Below are 12115 nucleotides of genomic sequence, written 5' to 3'. Positions count from 1 at the left end.
CATGTGCCCGAGGCGCCTGCCCGTCAGGTCCAGGCGGTTGAGGCACAGGTCGCCGGCGGCCCGGCCGCCCGGGGTGAGCTGGAGGACGTAGAGGTGGTGGTGGACCTCGTCGAAGGCGAAGGACTGGAGGACCGTGGGTTCGCGCAGGGTGCCCTTCTCGCGCAGCCAGCGGACGGCCGGCGTGGCCAGGTCGATGCGTTCCGCCACGGTCCCCCCTCGGATGTCCGGCGGGGGACCCGTCGGCTACAGGTTGCCCCGCTTGGCCTGCTCGCGTTCGATCGCCTCGAACAGTGCCTTGAAGTTGCCCTTGCCGAAGCCCATCGAACCGTGCCGTTCGATGAGTTCGAAGAAGACCGTCGGCCGGTCCTGCACGGGCTTGGTGAAGATCTGCAGCAGGTAGCCGTCCTCGTCGCGGTCGGCGAGGATCTTCAGCTCGCGCAGGGTCTCGATCGGCACCCGGGTGTCACCGACCCACTCGCCGAGGGTGTCGTAGTAGGAGTCGGGGGTGTCGAGGAACTCGACGCCGGCCGCGCGCATGGTGCGGACCGTCTGCACGATGTCATTGGTGTTGAGCGCGATGTGCTGGACGCCCGCGCCGCCGTAGAACTCCAGGTACTCGTCGATCTGGGACTTCTTCTTGGCGATGGCGGGCTCGTTGATCGGGAACTTGACCTTGAGGGTGCCGTCCGCGACCACCTTCGACATCAGCGCGCTGTACTCGGTGGCGATGTCGTCGCCCACGAACTCCTTCATGTTCGTGAAGCCCATGACCTTGTTGTAGAAGCCGACCCATTCGTTCATCCGGCCGAGTTCGACGTTGCCGACGCAGTGGTCGACGGCCTGGAAGGTGCGCTGGGCGGGCGGTTCGACGATCGGCTTCGCGGGGGCGTAGCCGGGCAGGTAGGGGCCGTCGTAGCCGGTGCGCTCGACCAGGGTGTGACGGGTCTCGCCGTAGGTGGCGATCGCGGCGAGGACGACCGTGCCGTGCTCGTCCTTCACCTCGTACGGCTCGGCGACGCTCCGCGCGCCGTGCTCGATCGCGTAGGCGTGGGCGCGGCGGGCGTCCGGTACCTCGATGGCCAGGTCGATGACGCCGTCGCCGTGCTCGGCCACGTGCTGGGCGAGGAAGTGGCCCCAGGCGCTGCTCGGCTTGACCACCGAGGTGAACACGAAACGGGCGGAGCCGTTCTCGAGCACGTAACTGGCGGTCTCGCGGCTGCCGTTCTCCGGTCCGGAGTAGGCCACCAGCCGCATGCCGAAGGCGGTGGAGTAGTAGTGCGCCGCCTGCTTGGCGTTGCCCACGGCGAAGACGACCGCGTCCATTCCCTTGACCGGGAAGGGGTCGTCCTGCCGGGCGGTCGTGTCGGGAGTGTGCTGTGTGGTCTGCGTCATAGCGGGATGGTGGCCCCGCTCTGCAAGGTGCGCAATAGTTCGCTTCATCGCTGGGCAACTTGCCCAGTGGTACGACCGGATCGCCGGTCGTTCTGTACAGGATGACCATCACAGGGGGTCGCGTGGCGATCGATCATCTGGACGGGCGGATCATCGTGCTGCTGGCCGAGGAGCCCCGCATCGGGGTGCTGGAGATGTCCCGGCGGCTGGGCGTCGCCCGGGGCACGGTGCAGGCCCGGCTGGACCGGCTCCAGTCGAACGGCGTCATCCGCGGTTTCGGCCCGCAGGTGGACCCGGCGGCCCTCGGCTACCCGGTCACCGCGTTCGCCACCCTGCAGATCCGGCAGGGCCAGGGAGCCGATGTACGGGCGTACCTGACGACCGTCCCGGAGGTGCTGGAGCTGCTCACCACCACCGGCAGCGGGGACATGCTGTGCCGGCTGGTGGCCCGCTCGAACGCCGATCTCCAGCGGGTGATCGACCGGGTCGTCGGTTTCGACGGCATCGTCCGGGCGTCCACGGCGATCGTCATGGAGAACCCCGTCCCGCTGCGGATCATCCCGCTGGTGGAGCAGGCGGCGGGCGCCGAGCCGCCGTAGGCGTGGGACCGGCCCCGCGACTGTGGACATACGCGACATGCGTGAGAAAATGCTGCTGTAGTACAAGACGCTGACGGTTCATCGGAACCTCGGCTGGAACGGCTCGGACAGGCGAGAGGAGCGCACCATGATCGCCAAGCTGCTGAGCAGACTGTCCTTCACCCGCCGCTACGGTGCGTACGGTGCCCACGAGTGGGACGCGTACGCCGGCGACGACTGAGTCCGACGACACCACCCCCGGCGGGCGCCCTGGGGCGTCCGCCCGTCTCCAGCCGCACCGCCGAAGACATCGGCCTGGACACGTACGGGGGCCGGGGGCGATCTCATGGGCGATCTCATGGGCCGGATGAACGAGCCACCGCGTCCGCCCGGGAGCGGCTTCGCGGCCTGGAGCCGCGACCGGCTGGCGCTGGCCCGCCGTGGCGCCGACGAATGCGGGGACGTCTGGCAGCTGGAGCCGGGAGTCTGCGTGGCCGCCACGGCCGGATCCTGTGACGCGGTACTGCGCCGCGCACGGGACTTCCCCAAGGCGCCCTCGCCCCTCTTCCCGCCGCTGAACGGGTCGGACGGAGCACCGACGGCCGAGGAGCGTGCGCACGCCCACGCCGCCCGGATGCGCGGACTGCGCGCGCAGGCGGTCGCGGCCCGGATCGGCGAGATCGCGCCCGGTGCCGCCCTCTTCGCCGCCCGGTGGCCCACGGACCGGGACGTCGAGGTGCTGCCCGCGGCCCGGCACGCCCTGGCGGAAATCGGCGTCCGTTTCCTCTTCTCCGAGGACGCCCCGGCCCTGCTGCCGTACGCCGCCCGGCTCTTCCTCGCCCGGGAGGTGCTCGTACGCCCCTCGCGGTGGGAATGGCCGCGGTGGGTCCCCACACCGGCACGGCGGTTCCGCACCCGGCAGCAGACCGCCTTCACCGACGCCCTGCGGCCCGTCGTCCGCAGGCGCCTCGCGTCGGGCCGGCTCGGTGACGACGTGCTCGGGCAGATGCTCCGGCCCTCCTCCCGCCACGGCCCGCTGCCGGAAGGGGCCGTGCTCGACACCCTCCCCGGCATCACCGTCGCCACCTTCGAGGCACCCACCAGGGCGGCCGGATGGATCCTGCTCCACCTGGCCCGCCACCCGGGGGCGGCGGACCGCGTCGCGGCCGAGGCCGCCTCGCTGCCCGCGGACCCGGCCGCGACGACCGGCGCCCACCTCGACGACCTGCGGTACACCCGGGCACTGGTGCAGGAGGTGCTCCGGCTGTATCCCCCGAGCTGGCTGCTGACCCGGCAGGCCGCACGGCGGACCCGGCTCGCCGACTGCACCATCCAGGCCGGGTCGACCGTTCTCGTCTGCCCCTACACCGCGCACCGGGACGCGCGGGAACACCCCGAGCCGGACCTGTTCCGCCCCGAGCGCTGGCTCGACGGGCCGGGTTCGCCGGCGGACCCGGGCGCCTTCCTCTCCTTCGGCACCGGACCGCACGCCTGCGAGGGAGCCGCCCTGGCCATGGCGATGCTGACGCTCCTGACCGCGCACACGGCCGGCCGCCACCGCCTGAGCGAGCCGCCCGGACCGGAACCCGCCTACCGGCTCACCACCTTCGAGGGCCTGGCGACCGCCGGCCTGCGCCTGCGTGCCACCGCGCGCACCCCGGAGCCGTCCCGCCTCCGGTGACCCGGCCGTCCCTCCCGGCCGGCCCCACACGCCGGTCGGCTCACCCCGGCCCGCTCAGCCCGAACTCGTCGGCGAGCAGCCCCATCAGGACCAGGTCGTGGTGCCGGCCGGCGAAGAAGACGTGCTCCCGCAGGCGTCCCTCCTCGGTGAAGCCGAGCCGACGCATGAGTGCCAGCGACGCCTCGTTCCCCGCGATGATCACCGCCAGGCACTTGTGGTACCGCCGCTCGGCGAACATGTAGCGCAGCAGCAGTGCCAGGGCCTCCGCCGCGTAGCCCCTGCGCCGGTGCTCGGCGCCGATCACGACGTCGAACTCGAACCAGCCCGAACAGCGGCCGGTGCGGTGCGAGCCGATCGTCCCGACCAGCTCGTGGCCGGCCGTCGTCTCGACCGCCAGCCGGAAGCGGTCGTCGCCGCCCTCGGCGACGGCCTGCTGCTTCGCCCAGGCACGGTGGCTCTCGGCGGACCGGGGCAAGTCCAGCCGGCCCTCCGGCCGCCCGTCGTCGGCGAAGCGCGCGAACGCCGTCCAGTCGTCGGGCTCGATGGCACGCAGGCGTACCCGTTCACCGGTCCAGGACGAAGCCATGCCCGATTGTCAGCACCGCGGTACGCGCGGGGACGGGAGGCACGCCGGGACAGGCACGGGGGAAGCCGCCTAGCAGCTGGGTACCGGCCCCTCGCCCTTCTCCAGGGCCACCAGGGAGTCGACCGCGCCCTTCAGCGTGGTCACCGGGACCAGCCGCAACCCCTTCGGCAGCTCGGCCCGCGCGTCGGCGCACTCCGCCTTCGGCACGAGGAAGACGGTGGCGCCGTCCCGGCGCGCGGCCTGCGTCTTCAGGGCCACCCCGCCGACCGCGCCGACCCTGCCGGCGGCGTCGATCGTGCCCGTCCCGGCGACGGTGCGGCCCCCCGTGAGGTCGCCGCCGCTGCCGTCGCCGTCGAGCTTGTCGATGATCCCCAGGGTGAACAGCAGCCCCGCGCTGGGCCCGCCGACGTCGGCGAGCTTCAGCGTGACCTTCACCTTGCCGGCGCTCAGCCCCAGGTACTTCAGCGCCGCCTGGGTCGCCGCGTCCTGGGACTGCTGCATCTGTGCCTCGTTGTGCTTCTCGATCTCCTTGACGGAGTCGCCGCTCGGGTAGACCGCGTCGCGCGGCATGACGGCCCGGTCGGTGCGGAACCAGTTGCCGAGCACGTCGCCCAGGGAGACCCGGGCGTCGGGGCCGGTGGCCTCGATGGTGGTCATCCGCAGTTGCCCGCGGGTGCTGCGGGTCGCCGCGCCGGAGACGGTGATCACCGGGGTGCCCTTGTTCTCGCCGAGGACGTTCGCCGTCATACCGGGCTGCGCCACCGAGAACGGCAGCGGTGCGCACACCGCCGTGGCCAGCAGGGCCACGACGGGCAGCGCGCAGACGGCGAGGGCCTGGGGGCGTGTGAGACGTGAGAGCACGGGATCAATCTAACGCGACGGCCCGGCACCCCCTGGCGCCCCTGGACGGGTGCACCGCACACCGGTACGGGATGCGTCTCACACCGGGATGCGTCTCACACCGGATACAGGTCCCGGCGCTCACGGGTGAACCGGCGCAGTACGTCCGGCCGGGGCTCCACGCCGATGCCGGGGCCGGTGGGGACGGGCAGGTGGCCGTCCCGCAGGACGAACGGCTCGGTGAGGTCCTCGGCGAAGTAGCGGCTGGAGGCCGAGGTGTCCCCGGGCAGGGTGAAACCGGGCAGCGCGGCCAGGGCGAGGTTCGGCGCCCGTCCGACACCCGTCTCCAGCATGCCGCCGCACCACACCGGCACGCCGTGCGCGTGGGCGACGTCGTGGACCCGGCGGGCCTCCAGGTAACCGCCGACCCGGGCGGGCTTGACGTTCACCACCCGGCAGGCGTCCATCGCGATCGCGGACGCCGTGTCGCGCGCGTGGTGCAGGGACTCGTCCAGGCAGACGGGGGTGGTGAGCCGCTGCTGGAGGAGGGCGTGGGCGTGCAGGTTGTTCTCCTCCAGCGGCTCCTCGATCAGCAGCAGCCCGAACGCGTCCAGCCGGCGCAGGTGCTCGGCGTCGGCGAGGGTGTAGGCGGTGTTGGCGTCGACCTGGAGGGGCAGGCCGTCGCCGAAGCGCTCGCGGACCGCCCGGACCGGCTCGACGTCCCAGCCGGGCTCGATCTTCAGCTTGATGCGGACGTACCCCTCGGCGAGGTAGCGCTCGACGTCGTCCAGCAGCTGCGGCACCGAGTCCTTGATGCCGACGGACACCCCGGCGGGCACCCGGTCCCGTACCGCGCCCAGGTAGGCGGCGAGCGACATGCCGTAGGAGCGCAGCTCGGCGTCCAGCACGGCCGTCTCCAGGGCCGCCTTCGCCAGCTCGTGGCCCTTGATCCCCGCCATGGCCGGGGCCAGCGCGGCCGTGGTGAGCCGCGGCAGCGCGGCCACGCGGGGCAGCAGGAAGTCGCGCAGCACGATCTCGGCGCCGGCGACGAACTCGGAGCAGTACAGCGGCTCGGGGTCGGCGGCGAACTCCGACCAGCCCTCGGCCCGGTCGGTGACGACGCGCAGCAGGAAGGTGTCCTTCGCCGTCATGGTCCCGAAGGACGTGCGGAACGGGGTGACCAGCGGGATCGCCACGTGCACGATCTCGACGCGCTCCAGTTTCACGCGGTCGCCTCCGTCCGGGTGAGCGTGTACCAGCCGTCGCGGGACATGCCGGTGGCGCGGAACCCCTCCAGGAAGGCCTCCGTGAACACGTCGCGCACGGCGTGCCGCCAGCGCAGCGCCAGGGCCGGGTCGGCGGCGCGCAGTGCGACGACGTCGTCCGGGACCCGGCACCACAGGTGCCGTCCGGCCCGCCGGACGAGGGGCCCGTGGTCGGGGGCACGGCGCAGGACGGGCCCGTGCGGTTCCGCCTCGTCCGGCGCCCCCGCCGCCGTCAGGTCCCAGGTCACCGTCAGCCGGTCGCTCTCGTCGCCGTCGTTCACGCCGTCGCTCATGGGGCCGTAGAAGTCGACGAGGTACTCGGTGCCGACGGCACCCAGCTTGACCAGGTTGAAGCGGGCGTTGCGGGCGACCAGCGGGTCGAAGGTCCAGCGCATGGTGCGGGCGCCGAGGGCGCGGGCCCAGTCGCGCTGCGCCTGCTTCAGCACCGGTCCGAGACCGCGTTCGGCGGCGGCCACCAGCGAGTACGTGCTCCGGTCCGCGCCGAGCACGGCGACGGCCGCCCCGGCCAGCCGCTGCCCGGCGTACAGGGCGTGCACGGCGCCACCGGCGTGCACCAGGCTGTGCAGGACCTCGGCCGGGTAGGGCGGTGCGGTGCGGGGTGTCCGCCAGACGTCGCTGAGGTGGTCCGCGACGGCCGCGAGCCCGGCGACGTCGTGGACGGTACGGAGGGTGGTGCCTGCTGTCATGGCACCGAGTCTCGGATGTCCGCCGCGGACGCGTGTTGTGCGACCGGCCAACACCTGCGTACGTTCGTTGCACCGACAGCCAAGCCCGCCGCCCGCTCGACCCCGTCCCGGCATCACCCGGGCCCGCCCCACGAGGACCCCCATGGACACGTGCACCCTCGGTGATCTGCTGGACGTCGTCGGCGGCCCCGCCCTGCGCCTGCACACCGCCCCCGCGGGACGGGCCGTGCCGGTCACCGAGGCGGTGCTGTACGACGGTCACATCCCGCTCGCCCGGCAGCCCGGCGCGCTGCTGCTGGCGGTCGGGGTCCGGGCGGCGGAGGCCGGACCGCTGGTGCGGGCGGCGGCGGAGGCGGAACTGACCGGGGTCGTGGTGCGGGGCGCCGACGGGCCGGTCGAGGAGGCCCGGGCGCACGGTGTCGCGCTGCTGTCGGTCGCCGAGGACGCGGCCTGGCACCAGGTGCACCTGCTGCTGGCCTCCGCCGTCGGCGCCCGGCCCGCCGCCTCCTCCGACACCGGGCTCGGCGACCTGTTCGCGCTGGCCGACGCGATCGCGGCGGCGACCGGCGGGGCCACCGCCGTCGAGGACCCCCGGCAGCGGATCCTCGCCTACTCCACCGTCCCCGGGCAGCCGGTGGACGAGGACCGGCGACAGGGCATCCTCGGGCTGCAGGTGCCGGCCAGCGCGGAGAACACCGAGCAGTACCGGCGGCTGTTCGCCGCCGACCGGCCGGTCCGGCTGCCCGCGCTGTCCGGCTCGGACCTGCCCCGGCTGGCGATGCCGGTCCGGGCCGGCGGCGAGACGCTCGGCTCCGTGTGGGTGGTCGACACGGGCGCGCTCGCCCCGGACGCCGAGGACACGCTCGCCCAGGGCGCCTCCACCGCCGCCCTGCTCCTGCTGCGGGCCCGGGCGGCACGCGAACTGGCCCGGCACCGCAACAGCGACCTGCTGCGCCGCCTGCTGGACGGCACGGCGGACGCGCCGGCGGCCGCGGAACGGCTCGGTGTCACGGGCCCGGCCCGCGTGGCGGCCTTCGTCCTGGACTCCGCCGCGAGCGTCCCGGACGCCGAACGCACCGCGCTGCGCCTGCTGGACGTCGTACGCCTGCAGTGCGAGGCCCGCTACGGCCGCCACGCGTGCGTCCTGCTGGACGGGGTGGTGTACGCGGTCCTGCCGGGCCCCGGTGAGCGGCACCGCGGGCTCGCCGAGGACATCGTGGCGCGGGCCGGGCAGGCGCTGCGGGCGCCGGTACGGGCCGCGCTGGGCGAGGTGGTGCCGGACGCCGAGGGGCTCGCGGACTCCCGGGCGGACGCCGACCTGGTCCTGCGGCTGCTGGACGCGGACCTGCCGGTGGCCGCGGTGGACGAGGTGCGCGCCCGGGTGACGCTGCTGCGGCTCGCCGACGTCATGGGCCGGCAGCGGGAGCTGGGCGCGGGCGCCTGGCGGCGGGTGCTGGCCTACGACGCCGGGCACGGCACCGAGTACGCGCGCACCCTGGTCTGCTGGTTCGACGCGGGCTGCGACATGGCGGGCGCGGCCAGGCTGCTGGCCGTGCACCCCAACACCTGCCGCTACCGGCTCAGACAGCTCCAGCAGCACACCGGCATCGACCTGGACGACCCCGACGAACGGCTCGTGCTGTGGCTGCAGTTGCGGACGCTGGCGGGGCTCACCGCAGCCACGCCCTGAGCCGGGCCTCGCACCGCTCCAGGTGCGCCACGGGGACGTACTCCCCCGCCGTGTGCGCCAGCGCGGGGTCGCCGGGGCCGAAGTTGAGCGCGGGCACCCCGAGCGCCGCGAACCGGGCGACGTCCGTCCACCCCAGCTTGGCCCGCGGTTCGGCCCCGAGGGCGGCGGCGAGCGCTCCCACCCGGTCCAGGTGCGGCAGCGCCCCGCCGACGGCCTCGGTGACCCGCACCTCGTACTCCGGGAACAGCACGCGCACGTACGCCTCCGCCTCCTGCGGCGAACGGCTCGGCGCGAAGCGGCAGTTCACGGTGACGACGCACTCGTCCGGTACGACGTTCCCGGCGACCCCGGCGCGTACGGCGACCGCGCTCAGCCCCTCCCGGAACTCCAGCCCGTCGATCACCACCCGCTCCGGGACGTGCGCGTCGAGCCGCTGGAGCACCTGCCCCGCCTTGTGCGCGGCGTTGGTGCCCTGCCAGGCGCGGGCGGTGTGCGCGCGGGCCCCCCGGACCACGATGTCGGCGGTGAGGATGCCCTGGCAGCCGGCCTCGACACCGGCGTCCGAGGGCTCCATCAGGATCGCGAGGCCGGCCTCCTCCAGCAGCCCCGGACGGGCGGCGGCGATCCGGCCCAGCCCGTTGCGCTCCCCCTCGACCTCCTCGCACTCGTAGAAGACGTAGGTGACGTCCCGTACGGGCTCCGGCACGGTGGCCGCGAGCCGCAGGGCGACCGCCACCCCGCCCTTCATGTCACAGGCGCCGAGCCCGTGGACCCGCCCGTCGGCGAGCCGGGAGGGCAGGTTCCCGGCGGCCGGCACGGTGTCCAGGTGACCGGCGATCAGCACGCGCTCCGCGCGCCCCCGCTCGGTACGGGCGATGACCGAGTTGCCGACCCGGTCCACGGCGAGGTGCGGCAGGAGGCGCAGGGCGTCCTCGACGGCGTCGGCGATCCGCTCCTCCCGCCCGCTCTCGGAGGGCAGGTCGACGAGGGCGCGGGTGAGGCTGACGACGTCGGCGGCGGGATCGAGGGCGCTCATACGGGGTCTTCCTGGGCGGGGCCGGGCGGGCCGGGGCGGGGACCGCACGAACAGGGCGTGCCGGACGCCGTCCATGATGCGGAGGCCGGAGGGCCCCGGTATGAGCGCATCGGCCAAAGGCCAGCAGCCCTGATTGGCGATGCGCCCAAAAGACCCCGGAAGGGCTCAGCGCAGCGCCTCCGCGACCTCCCGGGCCGCCTCCACCACCCGCGCTCCGACCCGCTCGGGCACGGCGTCCGCCAGCATCACCACGCCGACGCTGCCCTCCACGCCCGTCACCCCGACCAGGGGCGCGGCGGCCCCGCTGGCCCCCGCCTCCAGCTCGCCGTGGGTGAGCGTGTACCCGGGATCGGCCGACGGCGACTGCCGCGCGGCGAGGATCGCCCTGCCGGCCGCCCCCCGGTCCAGCGGATGCCGGAATCCGGCACGGTAGGCCACGTGGTAGTCCGTCCACGTCGGCTCGACGACCGCCACGGCCAACGCCTCGGACCCGTCCACCAGCGTCAGGTGCGCCGTCGCCCCTATGTCCTCCGCCAGCGACCGCAACGCGGGCAGCGCGGCCTCGCGCACCAGCGGATGCACCTGCCGCCCGAGCCGCAGCACGCCGAGCCCGACGCGGGCTCGCCCGCCCAGATCACGTCGTACGAGCGCGTGCTGCTCCAGCGTGGCGAGCAACCGGTACACCACGGTCCGGTTGACGCCCAGTTTGGTGGACAACTCGGTGACGGTCAGCCCGTGGTCCGTGTCGGCCAGCAGTTTGAGGACACGCAGTCCCCGGTCGAGCGTCTGAGAGGTCTCCGCGGTCACGACGCCCACTCCTTCGGCGGTGAGGTCGGCAGCCCCTGGGCGAAAGATGCGTCGCCGAGTCCCGTCGGCGACGCGCTTCAGAGGCCGCCGATCGGCAGAACGGCCCGGCGGCTCCCGGGCCGAGTCGCTTCACGGCTGCGCTCCGCGGCGGCGCTGCCACGGGGCGTGTGCGTAGCCGGACAGTAGCGAAGCCGGTTCGCTGAGCGGAAGTCTTCGTCCAGAATCCGGGCAAGGCCAGATCCGGCCTGCCTGCATTCGTCCGGATACGCACACGGCACAGGGGGCCGAAACGAAGCACAGGCGTTCGACGCAACCCCGTGCCAACCACCGCCCACCCCCGGCGGGGCCAGAGGGCCTCACCGACGGGCCCAGCGCCCCGGCGCGCCACAGCGACTCCGGCGGGACCGGCGGACCCCAGCGCCCCGGCGCGCCTCAGCGACTCCGGCGGGCTCCGGCGGGACCGGCGGCCCGGGCGGGCAGCGGGCAGCGGGCTGCCCCAGCGACTCCGGCGGGACCGGCGGACCCCAGCGGCCCGGCGCGCCCCAGCGACTCCGGCGGGCTCCGGCGGGACCGGCGGCCCGGGCGGGCAGCGGGCAGCGGGCAGCGGGCAGCGGGCAGCGGGCAGCGGAGGGTGGACGACGGCGGGCAGCGGAGGGTGGACGACGGCGGGCAGCGGAGGGTGGAGGACGGCGGGCGGACGGCCGACGGCGGACGGCGGACGGCGGACGGCGGACGGCGGAGGGAGGGCGGCGGACGGCCAACGGCCGAGGGCGGGCGGGCGGCCGACGGGCCAACGGCCGGGGGTGGGCGGGCGGCCGACGGGCCAACGGCCGGGGGTGGGCGGCCGAGGTTGGGCGGCCGGCGGCCCGGCCAACGGCCAAGGCTGACGGCTGAGTGCTGCCGACGGCTGAGTGCGGCTGAGGGCCGACGGCTGAAGGTGGAGGACGGCGGGCGGACGGCGGGGCACTAAGCCGTCCCCCGGACCGGCAAGACACCACATGGCTCCCCCGGACCGGCAAGACACCACATGGCTCCCCCGGTCCAGCAAGACACACGCGGCCCCCCGTCCGGCAAGACACCACGCGGTCCCTCGGCCCTGAGACACCACACCGCCCCCGGACCTGAGACATCACGCCCCCGGACCTGAGACACCACACGACCCCCGGATCGGCGAGACGTTACGGGGTCCGGGGCGGAGCCCCGTGGCGGTCGGCTTTCGACCTACCGAGACGGGTGGGCGGGTGGGCAGGAATCACCCCACCCAGCGGAGCGTCACCGCATACGGGTGGCCCACTCCTGCACCTTGGCGATGCGCTGCTGCAACTGCCCCGCCGTGGCCTCCGCGCTGGGCGGCCCCCCGCACACCCGCCGCAGCTCGGTGTGGATCACCCCGTGCGGCTTGCCGCTCTGGTGGACGTACGCGCTGACCAGCGTGTTGAGCCGCTTCCGCAGCTCCATCATCTCCTTGTGGCTGACCACCGGCCGCCGCTCGGCCGGCAGCTCCAGCAGGTCCGCCTCGGTGTCCGGCTTCTT

At 74.4% G+C, this 12115-nt stretch carries 10 protein-coding genes and 2 pseudogenes; 3 read left to right on the top strand and 9 right to left on the bottom strand.

Features of this window, described 5'->3' with window-relative positions:
• Both IE312_RS40590 and hppD read right to left on the bottom strand, forming a co-directional pair.
• Positions 1–207 (bottom strand): annotated as a pseudogene (locus IE312_RS40590) (phage baseplate protein); the annotation flags it as partial.
• A 36-nt stretch (positions 208–243) separates the two neighbouring features.
• A complete protein-coding gene (gene hppD, locus IE312_RS17745; RefSeq protein WP_189982891.1) occupies positions 244–1392 on the bottom strand; it encodes a 4-hydroxyphenylpyruvate dioxygenase in 1149 nt (382 codons plus the stop codon).
• Between the two features lie 122 nt (positions 1393–1514).
• Here hppD and IE312_RS17740 point away from each other — a divergent pair, with 122 nt between their 5' ends.
• Positions 1515–1991: an Lrp/AsnC family transcriptional regulator gene (locus IE312_RS17740; protein ID WP_189982889.1), complete on the top strand. Its 477-nt coding sequence runs from the start codon at positions 1515–1517 to the stop codon at positions 1989–1991.
• Positions 1992–2337: 346 nt separating this feature from the next.
• Positions 2338–3651, top strand: coding sequence for a cytochrome P450 (locus tag IE312_RS17735; protein WP_189982887.1), 1314 nt, complete (start codon positions 2338–2340; stop codon positions 3649–3651).
• A 40-nt stretch (positions 3652–3691) separates the two neighbouring features.
• On the opposite strand, the gene IE312_RS17730 is transcribed toward IE312_RS17735, so the two are convergent.
• The 4 genes from IE312_RS17730 to IE312_RS17715 all read right to left on the bottom strand — a co-directional run bounded on the left by IE312_RS17730 (position 3692) and on the right by IE312_RS17715 (position 7049).
• The gene (locus IE312_RS17730) at positions 3692–4237 is read right to left on the bottom strand and encodes a GNAT family N-acetyltransferase (protein WP_189982885.1); all 546 of its coding nucleotides are present in this window, start codon (positions 4235–4237) and stop codon (positions 3692–3694) included.
• Between the two features lie 69 nt (positions 4238–4306).
• Positions 4307–5098: a S16 family serine protease gene (locus IE312_RS17725; RefSeq protein ID WP_189982883.1), complete on the bottom strand. Its 792-nt coding sequence runs from the start codon at positions 5096–5098 to the stop codon at positions 4307–4309.
• A 95-nt stretch (positions 5099–5193) separates the two neighbouring features.
• Complete coding sequence (menC, locus tag IE312_RS17720) at positions 5194–6303, bottom strand: o-succinylbenzoate synthase (RefSeq protein WP_189982881.1); 1110 nt, start codon at positions 6301–6303, stop codon at positions 5194–5196.
• The gene (locus IE312_RS17715) at positions 6300–7049 is read right to left on the bottom strand and encodes a chorismate synthase (RefSeq protein WP_189982879.1); all 750 of its coding nucleotides are present in this window, start codon (positions 7047–7049) and stop codon (positions 6300–6302) included. Before IE312_RS17715 ends, menC begins: the two co-directional genes overlap by 4 nt.
• A gap of 142 nt (positions 7050–7191) precedes the next feature.
• Between IE312_RS17715 and IE312_RS17710 the strand changes: the two genes are divergently transcribed.
• Positions 7192–8739 carry a PucR family transcriptional regulator gene (locus tag IE312_RS17710; protein ID WP_189982877.1) on the top strand — a complete coding sequence of 516 codons (1548 nt, stop codon included), beginning with the start codon at positions 7192–7194 and terminating at the stop codon, positions 8737–8739.
• Here the strand turns inward: IE312_RS17710 and dapE are convergent.
• The 3 genes and pseudogenes from dapE to IE312_RS40585 form a co-directional block, all read right to left on the bottom strand.
• Positions 8720–9775: a succinyl-diaminopimelate desuccinylase gene (dapE, locus tag IE312_RS17705; protein WP_189982875.1), complete on the bottom strand. Its 1056-nt coding sequence runs from the start codon at positions 9773–9775 to the stop codon at positions 8720–8722. The two genes, IE312_RS17710 and dapE, sit on opposite strands and share 20 nt — an antisense overlap.
• Before the next feature lie 165 nt (positions 9776–9940).
• Positions 9941–10582, bottom strand: coding sequence for an IclR family transcriptional regulator (locus IE312_RS17700; protein WP_030347782.1), 642 nt, complete (start codon positions 10580–10582; stop codon positions 9941–9943).
• A 1272-nt stretch (positions 10583–11854) separates the two neighbouring features.
• Positions 11855–12115 (bottom strand): annotated as a pseudogene (locus IE312_RS40585) (ATP-dependent helicase); the annotation flags it as partial.

The sequence above is a fragment of the Streptomyces capoamus genome, assembly GCF_014654935.1.
In the GTDB taxonomy this organism is placed as follows: domain Bacteria; phylum Actinomycetota; class Actinomycetes; order Streptomycetales; family Streptomycetaceae; genus Streptomyces; species Streptomyces capoamus.
The sequence above is the reverse complement of the archived record's forward strand: the minus strand, read 5'-3'. Positions and strand labels throughout refer to the sequence as shown.

Excerpts from the sequence above, each read along its gene's own strand:
- hppD (WP_189982891.1), bottom strand. The coding sequence starts at position 1,392 with ATGACGCAGACCACACAGCACACTCCCGACACGACCGCCCGGCAGGAC.
- IE312_RS17710 (WP_189982877.1), top strand. The coding sequence starts at position 7,192 with ATGGACACGTGCACCCTCGGTGATCTGCTGGACGTCGTCGGCGGCCCC.
- dapE (WP_189982875.1), bottom strand. The coding sequence starts at position 9,775 with ATGAGCGCCCTCGATCCCGCCGCCGACGTCGTCAGCCTCACCCGCGCC.
- IE312_RS17730 (WP_189982885.1), bottom strand. The coding sequence starts at position 4,237 with ATGGCTTCGTCCTGGACCGGTGAACGGGTACGCCTGCGTGCCATCGAG.
- IE312_RS17715 (WP_189982879.1), bottom strand. The coding sequence starts at position 7,049 with ATGACAGCAGGCACCACCCTCCGTACCGTCCACGACGTCGCCGGGCTC.
- IE312_RS17735 (WP_189982887.1), top strand. The coding sequence starts at position 2,338 with ATGAACGAGCCACCGCGTCCGCCCGGGAGCGGCTTCGCGGCCTGGAGC.